The sequence below is a fragment of the Pseudoclavibacter sp. VKM Ac-2867 genome (genome assembly GCF_015351275.1).
GTDB lineage: Bacteria > Actinomycetota > Actinomycetes > Actinomycetales > Microbacteriaceae > Pseudoclavibacter.
In genome coordinates, this window is record NZ_JADKSL010000005.1 from 135,735 (window position 1) to 149,919 (window position 14,185).

The window sequence follows — 14,185 nt, forward strand, 5'->3', positions numbered from 1 at the left end:
TGCTATGTGCGAATACTCAACGAAGAGGAGCGAACATGACCGAAGCACCCATCATCGTCATCTCTGGAGGTGCCAGCGGCATCGGCCTCGCGACGGCTGGTCTGCTCGCAGAGCAAGGCTCTCAGCTTGTGCTCCTCGATCTGCATGAAGAGAACCTGCAGAATGCAGTGGATGGCCTGCCTGGGGAAGGCCATCACGGAATACGCGTGGACGTGACCTCCGAGGCGTCCGTCAACGAGGCATTCGCGACCGTCGGAGAGAGATTCGGACGAGTCGACGGAGTCGTGGCTGCTGCGGGGATCGTGGATCCTGGACCGTCGGCCGAAGTCTCTGATGCGAGTCTGCTGCGCCTTATCGACATCCATCTCATGGGGAGTATCAGGATGAGCAGGGCGGCGTACCCGCTGCTCAAGCGTTCCGAGCGGGCGGCCATCGTCTACCTGTCCTCGATGGGCGCCCGCTTGGGGGTTGCGCAGCGGCTGGGCTACAACGCAGCGAAGGCTGGCATCGAGGGGGTCGCCCGAACGCTGGCCGTCGAGTGGGTCCGTGATGGCATACGGGCCAATGCCGTCGCGCCCGCCTGGGTGCGGACGCCCGCGATCGCGAGTCTCATCGATTCCGGGTATCTGGATCCGGCCCCTGTGGAAGCGCGGACTCCGATGGGGCGCTTCGCCGAGCCACGTGAGATCGCGGAGGTCATCGCCTTCCTGCTGTCACCTGCTTCCTCGTACATCACCGGGCAGTCGATCGCAGCTGATGGTGGGATGACGATTCACTTCCCGCAGGTGCAGGACTAGCAAGCTCCTCGCAGATCTCGACGGAGCGGTTGCGGACACGTCGCGCGATCGTCCCCAGGATGATCTCCGTGAAGTGCGGTGCAGTGCGGTGGGCCGCCAGGTCCTCCGCACTGCGCCATCCCTCGATCAGGAAGATGTGATCCGGAGCTTCACGAGGCAGGAGAAGGTGGAAGTAGAGGCAGCCTGCTTCCTGGATCGTCGCCGCTCGCGCCGGCTCGAGAAGTGCCAGTACTGCCTCCCTGTCGCCCGGTTCGCACTCGTACCTGGCCAGGGTGCTCACGGTCATGCTGCGCGCCGCGTCGTCGACCGGTCGGCCCATTGCTCGATCCGATCCAGGTCGAGGGCGAATGCCAATCCCGGCTCTGACGGGCGGCGCAGGAGCCCGTCCTCGATGTGCGGGAACACTGATCCTGTGGTCAGTCGGTACGAAGGCTCGAACGGGCGGTCATCGGGGAACACCTCGATGTGGTGCATGGCTTCGCTGGCGAAGCTCAAGTGCTGGTGAACATAGGAATGGGCGTGGCCCGACGTGGGGATGCCTGCTTGGCGTGCCGCTCCCAGCACATCGAGCGTGTCCTGCATGCCGCCGAGCGTGGTTGCGTCGACGCGCAGCACGTCAACGGCGCGGCTCGTCACGAGGTCGATGAGGATCTGCGGGTCAGTGATGTCGTCTCCCGATCCGATCGGCACTGCGGAGCTCTCGGTGAGTGGGCGCAGGAGTTCGAAGCGATGGTGGGGGAAGGGGTCTTCCAGCCAGGCCAGGTCGAATTCCTCGAGGTCGCGGAGCATCCGCTGGGCATGTCGCAGGGTCGGCCACGATCCGTTCACGTCGACGACGAGTGCGAGCTCAGTCGCATCTCGTTCTTCGCGGATGAGGTGAAGCCGGTCGAGCAGCTGCCGCGGGTTCTCGTACCCGGCGGCTTCCACCTTGATCGAACGGTAGCCTTCGTCGGCGCGCGCGAGGAGTCGCGCCGCGAAATCGGCGTCTGACTCGCCAGGGAGCTCGTATCCCTCGACGAGGGATACCGGCGCGGTCTCTCTTCCTCCGCCGAGGAGTCGCCAGAGCGGTGCTCCGAAGTGCTTCCCGCGAATGTCCCAGAGCGCCAGATCGACGAGAGACCTTGCCTGAGCCAGCATCCCCGTCTGGTCGACGAATGCGTGCCTGCTCCGAGAGCGGTGCTGGAATCCGTCGGCATCGAGTGCATCGTGATCGAGGACGCACGCGGCGAGCATGTCCTGAATCACCGCGTCGAGTGGCGCACCGCGATTGAGTCCCAGGGCGGCGCCGGTGAGCCCATCATCAGTGCTGACGCGCACGACGGTGCAGTCGCGGTGCGTGATCGTGGTGCTCTTGAAATGAAGCGGATGCTCCAGCGGGACTCTGCACTGCCATGTGGTGATCTCGACGGCTCTCGGCATTTTGCACTTCCTCGTATCGACGTTCGGGCGGCGCTCCTTTGCGCCAGTCGTCAAATTACCATCCATTGCAGACGTGGTCCATTCTGTGAGACTATTGCGCCGTTCGATGGAACCAACCATCGACCTGGACGGACGAGAGGGGAATCATGAGACTTGATTCGCACCAGCGAGAACTGGGCAACGTCGAAGGCCGCACCGCACTGGTGACGGGCGCATCGAGCGGCATGGGGGCTGCGATCGCGCAGATGCTCCTCAGCGGCGGAGCGAGAGTGCATGCGGTCGCGCGCCGAGCGGAAGAGCTCGCAGAAGTGGGTGGCGAGCACCTGGCTTCGGGTGCATACGTGCCGCACACGCTCGACGTCTCAGACGGAGCAGCGGTCACATCTCTGCTGGACCAGCTCGCGCAGGAGGATCCCATCGACACGCTCATCGTGGCGGCGGGACGGAACATCAACCCCCGCACGTTCGGCGACGTGGAGTTCGACGCCTGGGACGACCTCATCGACGTGAACCTCAACGGCGCCTTCTACTTCCTGCGCGGCGCCTTGTCGCAGCTGCGGGACGCTCGCGGCGACGCGGTCCTCATCTCGAGTGTTGCCGCCCTCTGGCCCGATCACTCGGGAGCCGCGTACCAGGCGTCCAAAGCGGGCATGATCGGTCTGGCGAGAGGTGCGAGTCGTGATGAGCACGCAGCCGGGGTCCGGATAACGACTATCCTCCCCGGCGTCGTGAACACGCCCATCCTGGACCGACGGCCGACACCGCCGCCGCAGGAGATGCGCCGGTGGTTCATCCAGCCAGAAGACGTCGCTCAGGCGACCCTGGCGGCCATCACGATGCCGGGACGCACGACCGTCTCAGAGATCACCCTCACTGCGACTCGCCTGCAGTCCATCGGGAACACCCAGCAGGCCACTCCCGTGCTGCCAGCTGACCTCGACTAGCAACGCTTCACCCGGTCCGCGTCACTCGGCGCGGGCCCATCCCCTATGACCTCAAAGGAGAGGCATATGACCGATACGCAGACGCATGAGAACGTCACCCCTCAGAGTCGGGGCTCGATGATGAGAACGACTGTCGCAGGGGCACTCGGGACCACGCTCGAGTACTACGACTACGTCATCTACGGGCTCGCGACGGCGCTCATCTTCAATCAGCTCTTCTACTCCAACCTGCCCCCGCAGATCGGCTTCGTCGCAGGGTTCGCTACCTACGCGGTCGGTTTCATCGTGCGCCCCATCGGCGGACTCCTCCTCGGTGCAGTCGGGGATCGAATCGGCCGGAAGTTCATCATGGTGCTCACCATCGTGCTGATGGGTGCATCCACCTTCGCGATCGGGCTCCTCCCGACGTACGACCAGGTCGGAGTGGTCGCGCCGCTCCTGCTGCTGCTGTGCCGCATGGTCCAGGGGTTCGCCACTGGAGCCGAACTCGCCAGTGCGTCCGCGCTCATGGTCGAGTCCGCGCCTCGCAAGCACCGAGGATTCGTCGGGTCCTTCGTCTCGTTCGGAACCAACACGGGCTCGCTCCTTGCGACCGGAGTCTGGCTGCTCATCTCGACGATGCCGGAGGACCAGTTGATGAGCTGGGGCTGGCGCCTCCCGTTCCTCGGGTCGATCCTGGTCACGGTCCTCGGTCTCTGGGTCCGCAAGCGGGTCAAGGAGAGCCACGTCTTCGAGTCGGTGGCCGACCGGCAGCGGAAGAGCTCGATGAAGGAGCTCTACGCCAACTTCTTCCGAAGCGGGTGGCGGTCCTTCCTGGTGTGCTTCGGCCTCCGTATCGGAGAGGGAGGCACGAGCGCCCTCTACCAGGTGTTCCTCGTCGGGTACGTCGCCACGCTCCCCGGACAGGGCCAGACCACCGGGGCCACGGCGCTCTTGGTCGCCTCACTCGTCGGGCTCGGAGCGATCCCCCTGATCGGGTCGCTCACCGACAAGTACGGTCGACGGCGGGTGTTCCTGGTGCTCGCCGGGGTCCAGGTGCTCTTCGCCTTCCCTGGCCTGATGCTCATCTCCACGGGTGAGACGTGGGCGATCTTCGCCGCGTTCATCATCGCTTCCGGCATCTGCGTGCAAGGCATGTACGCAACCGAATCCGCCTACATGGTCGAGATGTTCGGGCTGCGCCATCGATTGACCGGGGTGACCGCCTCGAAGGAACTCGGCGGGCTCGCCGGTGCCGGCATCGCGCCTCTGGTCGTCGCCCTGTTGCTTGCAGCCACCGGCCACTGGTGGGTGATCGCGGCCTACGTCGCGCTGCTCGCGCTCATCGGCTTCATCGCAGCACTGATCTCTCCCGAGGTGGCTGGTCGCGATCTGACACTCGACGAGGACGCGATCGCGCCCCGTCAGCGGAAGCGAGGCTGACTGAACGTGAAAGGAATACGTATGAACACAACGACGACCGTCACGGCTGACGACACCGACCGAGCTCGATTGGAAGACCGAGCCGATTTCATCCGCACGGAGACGATCCGGCTGATCGAGATAGCGAAGACAGGGCACTACAGCTCCGTGTTCTCGGCGGCGGAGATCTTCGCTGCGCTCTACTACTCGGTCATGGACATCCGCCCCGACGATCCCGGGTGGGCGGACCGCGACCGGTTCGTGATCGGCAAGGGCCACGCCGCTGTCGGCATGTTCGCGTACCTCGCCGACCTCGGGTACTTCCCCCGCGAAGAGCTCGATTCGTATGCGCGCCTGGGCAGCCCCTACGGCGATCACCCGGACATGACGAAGGTCAAAGGCATCGACTTCAGCTCGGGATCGATCGGCCATGCCCTGTCCAACGGCTTCGGGATGGCGCTTGCCGGGAGGATGTCCGACCGTGACTACACCGTCTTCGCGATGCTGGGTGACGGTGAGATGCAAGAGGGACAGGTGTGGGAGGCGGCGATGTCTTCGGCCCACCACCGTCTCGATCGACTCGTCGCGATCATCGACCGCAACGGCTATCAACTCGATGGAGCGGTCGACGACGTCCTCGGAGTCGAGGCGCTCGCCGACAAGTGGCGTGCCTTCGGATGGAACGTCATCGAGGTGGACGGGCACGACGTGATCGAGGTGCGCGACACACTGAACCGCATCAAGCATGCCAGGCGGGACGGGGTGCCGACGTGCGTGATCGCGCATACACAGAAGGGCAAGGGCGTCCGCTACATGGAGGAAGAACCCGGGTGGCACCTCGGGTACCTGGATCCGGAGGACGCGGAGTCCGCTATCGAAGAGATCAACAACGGAAGGAGAGCTCGATGACCGGGCCGAAGTCGAAGAAGTCGTGGCAGTACCGCGCGCTGAACGAGCTGAATCCTGACCTCGACTACCTCTCTCTTGGGCTCGACGACCTCGTGAAGGACGGGGTCCCGGTCGTGGCGGGGACGGCAGATCTCAAGTACTCCAACGGGCTGCAGCTCTTCGAGAGACAGCATCCGGATCGATTCGTGCAGTTCGGCATCTCCGAGCAGCACATGGTTTCGGCCGCGGCTGGCATGGCCACCTGCGGTCTCATGCCGTTCGTTGCGACGTTCGCGTCGTTCCTCGGATTGCTCTGCTGCGAGCAGATCAGGATGGACCTGGGATACACCAAGCTCCCGGTGCGCCTCATCGGCCACCACACGGGCATCTCCCTCGGGTTCTACGGGACGAGCCATCACGCGACCGAGGACATCTCGACCACACGAGCGATTGCCGGGTTGACGGTCATCTCGCCGTCGGATGGTCGCCAGCTGAGGGCCGCCCTCAGAGCGAGCGCCCACTGGCCGGAGCCGATCTACTTCCGGATCGGCCGGGGTCGAGACCCACAGGTGTATGGGGACGATGTCGAGTTCACCATCGGGAGGGGGATCGAGCATTCCCGTGGCACAGACGTCACGTTCATAGCCTGCGGTGCGCTTGTCCATCCAGCACTCGAAGCCGCACGACGGCTTACGGATGAGGGGTACTCAGTGGGGGTCGTGGACATGGCGACGATCAAGCCTCTGGACGCGGAGCTCGTTGCCGCGGTGGCCGAGCGGAGCGCCGTGATCATCACGGCTGAGGAACACAACATCCTCGGTGGTCTCGGATCAGCTGTTGCCGAGGTTCTGGCTGAGCGATCGGCCGGGGCGCGTCTCGTTCGCCATGGTCTCAGGGACGAGTACAGCCTGATCGGCCCGCCAACTCATCTCTACCGTCACTATGGCCTGGATGCGGATGGGCTCGTGAGCATCGCGCGGCAGCAACTCTGACGTCGATCGGGGCGCCTTGCGGTCGTGGGCTGTGCCACAGCACACTCGCGACCGCGGGGCGACTGTCCCGAGGATCGAGGCGGGGAGGCGCGACTCTCGACGCGGCCGGTCAGGGCGCGGTCAGCCAACGCGCGACCTCCTGCCAGAGTGCGCCAAGGCCGTTTGCATACGATCTCTCGCATGCTCATCAGGCTCCACAGTTCGGCCCAGTGCCCAGACTCCGAAGGGGAGGGCGTCGGGTGACCCGCATCGAGTCGAGGTACCGCGCGCCGAAGCAGACCAGGTTCTCCCGCTCATCCGTGGTGTGGGATTCGCCGGGTGTCGAAGCCGTCTCCACCCCCTCCGCACTCGCCTGGGTCGCTGAGGCGACGGGCGACGTCGAGGCGGCGAGTGTCGTCGAGGACGCGGTCGGCGCGATCACCGCGAACTCGCGCATCTCCGCGCCGGTCTCGGCCGAGCCGGGCGAGGGTGGGGGCCCGCACCTCGAGTACCTGCTCGAGACCGACCCGGTCCTGCGGACGCGGCTGGTCTCGCTGCGCCGCCCGAAGACCGGTGAGCACCTCACCGTCACCTCGAATGGCCGCGGCGATTGGCGGGTCGGCGACCGTCCAGCCCCCGAGCTCAGCGGTGCGCTCGACGTGGACATCCGGGCGACGCCCCTCACCAACACGCTTCCCATGCGCAGGCTGGGACTCGAGGTCGGAGAAGAACGCGAGATCGACGTCGCCTACATCGACACGGAGACATTCGCCGTGTTCCTCGACCGTCAGCGGTACCGCCGCCTGAGCCGCACCCGCTACCTCTTCCAGGCGGCCGACGGCTCGTTCGAACGCGAGATCGCGACCGACGAGCAGAGCTTCGTGCTCAGCTACCCCGGCCTCTTCACGCGGCTCTGACCCGAGGCCGCCAGGCTCGGTGGGCGCGCACGGCTAGGCTCGAGCGCATGACCCACGACGGCACCACCCCAGACCTTTCAGCGGAGATCACCCCAGGAGACGTGATCGAGCTCGAGGTCGGCGACATCGCGCACGGCGGCATCTTCGTCGCCCGCCACGAGGGCCGAGTCGTGTTCGTCGCGGACGCCGTGCCCGGCGAGCTCGTGCAGGCTCGGGTGACCGAGGTCAGGAAGTCCTTCGCGCGGGCCGTCGCCACCGACGTGCTCCGCGCATCCGATGACCGCCAGGCGCACGTCTGGCAGGAAGCCGGCATCGAGCGGACGCCGGAGGAACGCGCCGGGGGAGCCGAGCTCGGACACATCCGCCTGGCCCGCCAGCGTGAGCTGAAGGCCCAGGTCCTGCGAGAATCCATGGCCCGCTTCGCTGGCCACGACTGGCAGGGCGTCGTCGAGCCCCTTCTCGGCGACGACGAGAATGGCGGAACGCGCTGGCGCACCCGCGTCACCCTCCACGTCGACAAGGAAGGGCGCGTCGGCCCGTACGCTGCACGCTCGCACCGCGTCATCGAGACGGAGACCCTGCCGCTCGCGCACGGCGACATCGAGGAGCTCGCTCCGCTCGGTCAACGCCTCGCCGGTTCTGGACGCATCGAGCTCGTTGCACCCGCGGAGCTCGACACCCGCATGCGGACCATCCTCGACGGCGCCCACGGGCGCAAGCCGGCCGTGGTCACCGAGGTCGTCAACGGGCGCGAGTACCGGGTCGACGAGGACGGGTTCTGGCAGGTGCACAGGCTCGCCGCCGAGACGCTCTCGAATGCCGTCGCCGATGCCCTCGATCCCGCCCTCGTCGACGCCGAGGCCGTGAACCTCGACCTGTATGGCGGCGTCGGCCTGCTCGCCGCGGCGTTCGCGCAGGAAGCCGGGCCAGGGGCCTTCATCGAGACCGTCGAGTCGAACGCGGCCGCAACTGGCCACGCCACCTCGAACCTCGCGGAGTGGCGCGGCGCGAGCGCCGTCACCGCACGCGTCGACCAGTACCTCGCGAACCTCGAGCGCGACGCGACGCACCTCGACCGCGACGGGATCCGCCGGGGAAGCGTCATCCTCGACCCGCCGCGCTCCGGCGCCGGCAAGGACGTCATCGACCGTCTCGCGGGCTTCGGGCCGGCTCAGCTCGTGTACGTCGCCTGCGACCCGGTCGCGCTCGCCCGCGACACCGGTCTCCTCCTCGGCCACGGCTACAAGCTCGACTGGATGCGCGCCTACGACCTCTTCCCGAACACGCACCACTTCGAGACGGTCGCCCGCTTCGTGCGCGCCTGACCGGAACGACGACGCCGCACGCGACGAACGCCGGGCCATCGCAGGAGCGAGGGGCCCGGCGTTCGTCGCACGGTCTCCCTCGAGCAGAGAGACCCGACTCGAGCAGAGAGACCCGAGCGTCCTAGCGAGCGGCGCCGGCGAGGCTGCCCGTCGTCTGCGCAGCATCGTCGATGACGATGCACTGGATGAGACGGTCATCGGCGCCATCCCAGCTCTGCTGGGTGGGAGTGAGGTAGCTGAAGTTCAGCGCGCTCTCCTCGTAGGGAAGACCGACGAAGGTCGCGAACTGCGCCGTGCAGTCGGCGTCCGCCTGCGCGCTGATGGCTTCGTCTCCGGGGTACTCGCCGGCGGGCATCTCGACCTCGAAGTACACCTCGTAGTCGTGTGGGTCAGAACACGGCACGACCGGGATCTCGCTGACCGTGGTGCTGCCGGCGTCGTTGAAGCAGTCACCCACCGCGAGCTTGAAGACGTCGAGGTCACCCGACTCGGTGACCTCCTGCGTCTCGCCGTCGCGGACGTCGCTCTCGCCGCCGGAGAGCTCGCCCTCGACCGAGTCCGCGATCTCCTGGGCGGCGGAGCAGCCGGTGAGGCCGAACCCGAGGAGCACGAGGGCTCCGATCGCGAACGCTGATGTGACGGTGGTCTTCGCCATGATCTCCCCTGGAGGTTCGGTGGTTTTCGCTTACTGTAGCGACAGAATGGGCGCTTCAGGACCGCTTCTCGAGCAGAAGCGCGACGGCGCGCTCCTTGCGATCGACCGGGCAGTCTGCGAAATACGCTGAGCTGGCGATGAGCGCCTGCGTGTAGCACTCGGCGTGCCCCTCGACCGCTGGGACCGCGTTGCCGTCCCAGCCGGAGAACTGCCCGTAGCCCTCCTCCTCCAGCACGCGGACCATCTCATCCGGGTTCGGGAAGACGTACGCCTGCTGCGCGTGGCCCAGCTCATGGATCAGGACCGACGCGCCCACATCGGTGATCGTCGGGAACAGCGTCGCATCATCCGCCCGCAGGTGGATGCTGGCTGTCGGCGGCTCGACCGGGCAACCGTTGCCCTCGCACCAGGACTGCTTCGTGCAGGCCTGCGCGTCCTCAGGGCAGGCGGTCTGGCCATCGGCAGCCCAGGTCGCAGGAACACCGGATGCCGCGATGAAGGCGTCGATGCCAGCCTCTCCCTCTGGCCACGGGCCGAGCGGGGCTGTGACGAGCGGCGGGTAGCTCAGCGAGGCGCTCTGCGCATCTTCCGGCGCGACGACCACAGGCTCGAAACGGCTGTGTGTGCCGAAGACGTTGACCTCGAACCATTCGCGGACGCCCTCAGCGCTCCACGGCTCTGCCGCGGTCGTGCCACCCTCGTCGTTCGAGGGCACACCAGCCGGGGTCGCGAACACCAGCACCACTGCAAGCAGGGCGACGAGGGCGAACAGGAACCCGCCAGACGATCGCTCGGTTCGCATGCTGCTGCGATCAGCTCCGGTAGGAGCCGCCGAACGGGTCGCTCGCGGAGCCGCCGCCGCGCATGCTGCGCTGCGAGAGCTGCCACGCCGTGCGGCGCTTGACGATGTCGCGGGGCCGGTCGAGGTCCTGCGCTGACTCGATCATCGATGCGAGCACAAGCGTGGCCGCCGCGAGCTCATCCTCGGTGGGGTTGCCGCTGACGGTGCGCACGATGTGCTCGAGGCCGACGTGCGATGGGATCTGCTCCTGGCTCACAGCGGGATGTTCCCGTGCTTCTTGGGAGGCAGCGATGCGCGCTTCGTGCGCAGCGTGCGCAGCGCCTTCGCGACGATGACTCGGGTCGACGCGGGCTCGATGACCGAGTCGAGCTCGCCGCGCTCGGCCGCCAGGAAGGGCGAGGCGACGTTGTAGGTGTACTCGTTCGCGAGGCGCGTGCGCACGGCGGCGACGTCCTCGCCAGCCTCCTCGGCCCGCTTGATCTCGCCGCGGTACAGGATGTTCACCGCACCCTGGCCGCCCATGACGGCGATCTCGGCGGTCGGCCACGCGAAGTTCAGGTCGGCGCCGAGCTGCTTCGAGCCCATGACGATGTACGCGCCGCCGTACGCCTTGCGCAGGATGACGGTCACGAGCGGCACCGTCGCCTCCGCATACGCGTACAGCAGCTTCGCGCCGCGGCGGATGACTCCGGACCACTCCTGGTCGGTGCCGGGCAGGTAGCCCGGCACGTCGACGAGCGTGAGGATCGGGATCGAGAACGCGTCGCAGAAGCGCACGAAGCGGGACGCCTTCTCGCCGGCCTCGATGTTCAACGTGCCCGCCATCGCGCTCGGCTGGTTCGCGACGATGCCGACGGAGGTGCCGTCAACGCGCGCGAAGCCGATGATGATGTTGGGGGCGAAGAGGGGCTGCACCTCGAGGAAGTCGCCGTCGTCGACGATCAGCTCGATGACCTGCTTCACGTCGTATGGCTGGTTCGGGGAGTCGGGGATGACCGTGTTGAGCTTCTTGTCGAGATCCGTGATCTCGAGCTCCGTCTCGATGTCGTAGCTCGGCAGCTCGGCCTGATTGTTGTCCGGCAGAAAGGAGAGGAGCTGGCGCGCGTAGTCGAGCGCGTCGTCCTCATCCGCGGCCAGGTAGTGGGAGACGCCGGAGGTTCGGTTGTGCGCGAGCGCGCCGCCGAGCTCCTCGAAGCCCACCTCCTCGCCCGTGACCGTCTTGATGACGTCAGGTCCCGTCACGAACATGTGGCTCGTCTTGTCGACCATGATGACGAAGTCGGTGAGCGCCGGCGAGTACACGGCGCCGCCGGCTGCAGGGCCCATGACGATGGAGATCTGCGGGATGACGCCGGAGGCCTGCGTATTGCGCCGGAAGATCTCGCCGTACTTGCCGAGCGCGACGACACCCTCCTGGATGCGCGCGCCGCCGGAGTCGAGCATGCCGATGATCGGCACCCCCACCTTCATGGCGTGGTCCATGATCTTGATGATCTTCTCGCCCGCGACCTCGCCGAGCGAGCCGCCGAACGTCGTGAAGTCCTGCGAGTAGACGGCGACACCGCGGCCGTGGATCGTGCCCGTTCCCGTGATGACCGCGTCGCCGTACGGACGGCGAGCATCCATGCCGAACGCCGTCGTCCGGTGGCGCACGTACTCGTCGAGCTCCACGAAGGAACCCGGGTCGAGCAGCTCGAGGATGCGCTCCCTGGCTGTCTTCTTGCCCTTCGCGTGCTGCTTCTTCGCGGAGACCTCCTCCGCCTGCGTCACTGCTTCCGCATGGCGGGCCCTGAGGTCGGCGATCTTGTCAGCCGTGCTCGTAGGGGTCGGACCGGACGCTGAGGAGTCAAGTGGTGCGGAGTTCACCCGCGTCACTTTACCGGGCGGCGGCTCATATTCGGCCGCACGGGTTAGCCTGATTCCCCGGTGAAGTGCGTGAGAGACGCACGACGCACGACATTTGAGAGGTTGGCGGCATGACTCAGGGGACTGGCGCACCGAACGGGGCCGCGCCCAGGGCAGGCGCCGAGGTCGTACCGCTGGCACCGGATGCCCAGGCGCAGCAGTGCCTGCTGCCGTCGAGCGCGCCCATGGCGCCGTACGACGCGAGCGTCCGCGGTGAGGCGAGCGCCGCGCCTGAGCTCTCGCGGCGGAGCCTCTGGGGCAGGTGGGCGCTCGGTGTCGCGGCGCTCTCCCTCGTCCTCGCGTTCACCCCGGTTCCCGTGCTCAACATCGCGCTCGCACTCTCCATCGCGGCCGTCGCGTTCGTGCTCGCGATCGTCGCGCTCTGGCAGAAGCGTCGCTCGAAGGTGCTCGCGATCATCGCCCTCGTCACCCTCTTCATCGCCGTCCTCGCCTCAGTCGTGATGACCTTCGTGTACCTGTCGTTCATCGGCTCGGCGATCGCGGGCGCCCAGTGAGCACCCCGGCCATCACCCAGCTGCTCCTCGGAGGGCGCGCTGCTGGCACCGAGCTGCGCCTCATCTCGGTGCCAGCAGCGACCTCGACCAACGACGTGCTCGCCGACATCTGGGAGCGCACCGGGGGAGAGGCAAGCCAGAACCCGGCTCTCAGCACCCTCGTCACCTACGCCCAGACCGCCGGCGTCGGCCGCCACGGCCGCGAGTGGATCTCCCCGCGCGGCAAGTGCCTCGCAGCCTCGACTCTCGTGCGCCTCGCCGACGACGAGGCAGCCCCCCGCATCCTGGGCTGGCTGCCCCTCATCGCGGGACTCGCGCTCCGCAGCGCCATCCTCGAGCTGTCCCCACCGGCCCCCGGCTTCCGGCCGGATGAGCACTCCGGTCGAGTCGAGATCAAGTGGCCGAACGACGTCCAGATCGACGGACGCAAGGTCGCCGGCATCCTGGGACGCGTCCTCGGAACGCGCGACGGAGAGCTCTCCTGCGTCATCGGCACCGGCGTCAACATCACCCTGCAGGCCGAGGAGCTGCCCACGGCGCACGCCACCTCGCTCGCGCTGGCGGGGATGCTCCCACCGCACCCGGCGGAGCTCCTCCCCGCCTACCTCTCCGAGTTCGTGGCGCGACTCGATGCGCTGCGCGAGACTCGCGGCGACGCCATCGCGAGCGGAGCCCACGGCGAGCTGAGCGACGTCTGCTCGACCCTCCGCGCCCGCGTCGCAGCCACACTGCCGTCTGGCGAGATCCTGCACGGCTTCGCGACGGAGCTCACGCCGGAAGGGCACCTCGTGATCAGAGGCGATGACGGGGAGACCAGGTCTGTCGCGGCCGGGGACGTCGAGCGGGTCCGCCCAGAGAACGGGGCCTGATGCGCGGCCGCCCACCGCATCCGAGCGAGCAGTCCTGGGACCAGATCTTCGGCGCTCCCGACGCGCAGCAGTACGGTGCGCAGCAGTACGGCGCACCGCCCCAGGGGGCGCAGCTCCCCGTCAGCCACGCGCCTCGACAGCAGGCGGCACCGTCGCACCACGAGTACGCGCAGGCCCAGCAGCGAGCTGAGCCCGACCAGCGTCAGTACAACCCTGGACAGCAGTACGGTCAGCAGTTCCCCGCTCAGCCGGAGGCCCCCCAGCAGCGGTACTACGAGCCGCTCGGCATGCGGCTGCCGGAGCGGACGATCATGCGAGTGCGCCGACACGGACGCCGTCTGCTGCTGCCGTCGATCGTCCTCATCGGCGGCTTCGCGGCCGCCGGCTACAACCTCGGTGCCCTGCAGGAGACGACGATCGGGGCCCGCCACGCCTGGCTGCTCATCTCGCTCGCCGCGATCGTGCTCCTCGGCGTCGTGCCCATCGTGGTCTGGCTCCAGGCCCGCAGCAGGATCACCACGCACCGCATCGTGCTCTCGCAGGGAACCCTGACGAGCGAGACCCGCGAGATCTACATGAACGCGATCGTCGACGTCACCGTTCGGCGCAACCTCTGGCAGGCCATGTTCCGCTCAGGGACGATCGTCCTCACCTCGGTCTCCGGTCACCGCCTCAGACTCATCGACGTGCCGAGCGCCAACACGGTGGCGGCTTGCATCCGGGAGCTCAGCGGGCCGTAGCCGCCCCGAGCACCGCAACCCGCTGTTCCCTCCTGCG

Annotated in this window: 16 protein-coding genes and 1 pseudogene; 11 read left to right on the forward strand and 6 right to left on the reverse strand. The window is 67.4% G+C overall.

Annotated features, from left to right (window positions below; translation table 11 throughout):
- Positions 1–35 precede the first annotated feature (35 nt).
- Complete coding sequence (locus ITJ67_RS07055) at positions 36–797, forward strand: SDR family NAD(P)-dependent oxidoreductase (protein ID WP_228502404.1); 762 nt, start codon at positions 36–38, stop codon at positions 795–797.
- Here ITJ67_RS07055 and ITJ67_RS20420 read toward each other — a convergent pair.
- Together ITJ67_RS20420 and ITJ67_RS07065 are read right to left on the reverse strand one after the other, a co-directional pair.
- A complete protein-coding gene (locus tag ITJ67_RS20420) occupies positions 733–1,116 on the reverse strand; it encodes a putative quinol monooxygenase (protein ID WP_416362311.1) in 384 nt (127 codons plus the stop codon). The two genes, ITJ67_RS07055 and ITJ67_RS20420, sit on opposite strands and share 65 nt — an antisense overlap.
- The gene (locus ITJ67_RS07065; RefSeq protein WP_160072685.1) at positions 1,080–2,216 is read right to left on the reverse strand and encodes a mandelate racemase/muconate lactonizing enzyme family protein; all 1,137 of its coding nucleotides are present in this window, start codon (positions 2,214–2,216) and stop codon (positions 1,080–1,082) included. The genes ITJ67_RS20420 and ITJ67_RS07065 overlap by 37 nt, the downstream gene beginning before the upstream one ends.
- Before the next feature lie 146 nt (positions 2,217–2,362).
- Between ITJ67_RS07065 and ITJ67_RS07070 the strand changes: the two genes are divergently transcribed.
- The 7 genes and pseudogenes from ITJ67_RS07070 to ITJ67_RS20230 all read left to right on the forward strand — a co-directional run bounded on the left by ITJ67_RS07070 (position 2,363) and on the right by ITJ67_RS20230 (position 8,662).
- The gene (locus ITJ67_RS07070) at positions 2,363–3,160 is read left to right on the forward strand and encodes an SDR family oxidoreductase (RefSeq protein ID WP_160072683.1); all 798 of its coding nucleotides are present in this window, start codon (positions 2,363–2,365) and stop codon (positions 3,158–3,160) included.
- 117 nt (positions 3,161–3,277) lie between these two features.
- Positions 3,278–4,582 (forward strand): MFS transporter, encoded by a 1,305-nt coding sequence (locus ITJ67_RS07075; protein WP_228502405.1) that lies wholly within the window; start codon positions 3,278–3,280, stop codon positions 4,580–4,582.
- 21 nt (positions 4,583–4,603) lie between these two features.
- Positions 4,604–5,470 (forward strand): transketolase, encoded by an 867-nt coding sequence (locus tag ITJ67_RS07080; RefSeq protein ID WP_160072679.1) that lies wholly within the window; start codon positions 4,604–4,606, stop codon positions 5,468–5,470.
- Positions 5,467–6,441: a transketolase family protein gene (locus ITJ67_RS07085; RefSeq protein WP_160072677.1), complete on the forward strand. Its 975-nt coding sequence runs from the start codon at positions 5,467–5,469 to the stop codon at positions 6,439–6,441. Before ITJ67_RS07080 ends, ITJ67_RS07085 begins: the two co-directional genes overlap by 4 nt.
- 302 nt (positions 6,442–6,743) lie before the next feature.
- On the forward strand, positions 6,744–7,337 hold the full coding sequence (locus ITJ67_RS07090) for a putative glycolipid-binding domain-containing protein (RefSeq protein WP_194677194.1): 594 nt from the start codon (positions 6,744–6,746) through the stop codon (positions 7,335–7,337).
- Positions 7,325–7,579: pseudogene (locus tag ITJ67_RS20225) on the forward strand (TRAM domain-containing protein); the annotation flags it as partial. The gene ITJ67_RS07090 and the pseudogene ITJ67_RS20225, both read left to right, overlap by 13 nt.
- Before the next feature lie 168 nt (positions 7,580–7,747).
- Entirely contained in the window at positions 7,748–8,662 is a 915-nt protein-coding gene (locus ITJ67_RS20230) for a class I SAM-dependent RNA methyltransferase (protein ID WP_416362312.1), read from the forward strand.
- A 121-nt stretch (positions 8,663–8,783) separates the two neighbouring features.
- Here the strand turns inward: ITJ67_RS20230 and ITJ67_RS07105 are convergent, their stop codons facing one another.
- Genes ITJ67_RS07105 through ITJ67_RS07120 form a run of 4 tightly spaced genes read right to left on the reverse strand, consistent with a single transcriptional unit; the run spans position 8,784 to position 11,985 of the window.
- Positions 8,784–9,317, reverse strand: coding sequence for a septum formation family protein (locus tag ITJ67_RS07105; protein WP_194677165.1), 534 nt, complete (start codon positions 9,315–9,317; stop codon positions 8,784–8,786).
- 55 nt (positions 9,318–9,372) lie between these two features.
- Positions 9,373–10,119: a hypothetical protein gene (locus ITJ67_RS07110; protein ID WP_194677166.1), complete on the reverse strand. Its 747-nt coding sequence runs from the start codon at positions 10,117–10,119 to the stop codon at positions 9,373–9,375.
- A 10-nt stretch (positions 10,120–10,129) separates the two neighbouring features.
- The gene (locus ITJ67_RS07115) at positions 10,130–10,375 is read right to left on the reverse strand and encodes an acyl-CoA carboxylase subunit epsilon (RefSeq protein WP_181059498.1); all 246 of its coding nucleotides are present in this window, start codon (positions 10,373–10,375) and stop codon (positions 10,130–10,132) included.
- Positions 10,372–11,985, reverse strand: a complete 1,614-nt coding sequence (locus ITJ67_RS07120) for an acyl-CoA carboxylase subunit beta (RefSeq protein ID WP_104243005.1) — start codon at positions 11,983–11,985, stop codon at positions 10,372–10,374. Before ITJ67_RS07120 ends, ITJ67_RS07115 begins: the two co-directional genes overlap by 4 nt.
- Positions 11,986–12,095: 110 nt before the next feature.
- Here ITJ67_RS07120 and ITJ67_RS07125 point away from each other — a divergent pair, with 110 nt between their 5' ends.
- The 3 genes from ITJ67_RS07125 to ITJ67_RS07135 are packed head-to-tail and all read left to right on the forward strand — an operon-like array spanning position 12,096 to position 14,148.
- Positions 12,096–12,539 carry a hypothetical protein gene (locus tag ITJ67_RS07125; RefSeq protein ID WP_160072671.1) on the forward strand — a complete coding sequence of 148 codons (444 nt, stop codon included), beginning with the start codon at positions 12,096–12,098 and terminating at the stop codon, positions 12,537–12,539.
- Entirely contained in the window at positions 12,536–13,408 is an 873-nt protein-coding gene (locus ITJ67_RS07130; RefSeq protein ID WP_194677167.1) for a biotin--[acetyl-CoA-carboxylase] ligase, read from the forward strand. The genes ITJ67_RS07125 and ITJ67_RS07130 overlap by 4 nt, the downstream gene beginning before the upstream one ends.
- Positions 13,408–14,148 (forward strand): PH domain-containing protein, encoded by a 741-nt coding sequence (locus tag ITJ67_RS07135; protein WP_194677168.1) that lies wholly within the window; start codon positions 13,408–13,410, stop codon positions 14,146–14,148. The genes ITJ67_RS07130 and ITJ67_RS07135 overlap by 1 nt, the downstream gene beginning before the upstream one ends.
- Positions 14,149–14,185 lie beyond the last annotated feature (37 nt).

Excerpts from the sequence above, each read along its gene's own strand:
- ITJ67_RS20230 (WP_416362312.1), top strand. The coding sequence starts at position 7,748 with ATGGCCCGCTTCGCTGGCCACGACTGGCAGGGCGTCGTCGAGCCCCTT.
- ITJ67_RS07070 (WP_160072683.1), top strand. The coding sequence starts at position 2,363 with ATGAGACTTGATTCGCACCAGCGAGAACTGGGCAACGTCGAAGGCCGC.
- ITJ67_RS07085 (WP_160072677.1), top strand. The coding sequence starts at position 5,467 with ATGACCGGGCCGAAGTCGAAGAAGTCGTGGCAGTACCGCGCGCTGAAC.
- ITJ67_RS07065 (WP_160072685.1), bottom strand. The coding sequence starts at position 2,216 with ATGCCGAGAGCCGTCGAGATCACCACATGGCAGTGCAGAGTCCCGCTG.
- ITJ67_RS20420 (WP_416362311.1), bottom strand. The coding sequence starts at position 1,116 with ATGGGCCGACCGGTCGACGACGCGGCGCGCAGCATGACCGTGAGCACC.
- ITJ67_RS07075 (WP_228502405.1), top strand. The coding sequence starts at position 3,278 with ATGATGAGAACGACTGTCGCAGGGGCACTCGGGACCACGCTCGAGTAC.
- ITJ67_RS07135 (WP_194677168.1), top strand. The coding sequence starts at position 13,408 with ATGCGCGGCCGCCCACCGCATCCGAGCGAGCAGTCCTGGGACCAGATC.
- ITJ67_RS07055 (WP_228502404.1), top strand. The coding sequence starts at position 36 with ATGACCGAAGCACCCATCATCGTCATCTCTGGAGGTGCCAGCGGCATC.
- ITJ67_RS07080 (WP_160072679.1), top strand. The coding sequence starts at position 4,604 with ATGAACACAACGACGACCGTCACGGCTGACGACACCGACCGAGCTCGA.
- ITJ67_RS07105 (WP_194677165.1), bottom strand. The coding sequence starts at position 9,317 with ATGGCGAAGACCACCGTCACATCAGCGTTCGCGATCGGAGCCCTCGTG.
- ITJ67_RS07125 (WP_160072671.1), top strand. The coding sequence starts at position 12,096 with ATGACTCAGGGGACTGGCGCACCGAACGGGGCCGCGCCCAGGGCAGGC.
- ITJ67_RS07110 (WP_194677166.1), bottom strand. The coding sequence starts at position 10,119 with ATGCGAACCGAGCGATCGTCTGGCGGGTTCCTGTTCGCCCTCGTCGCC.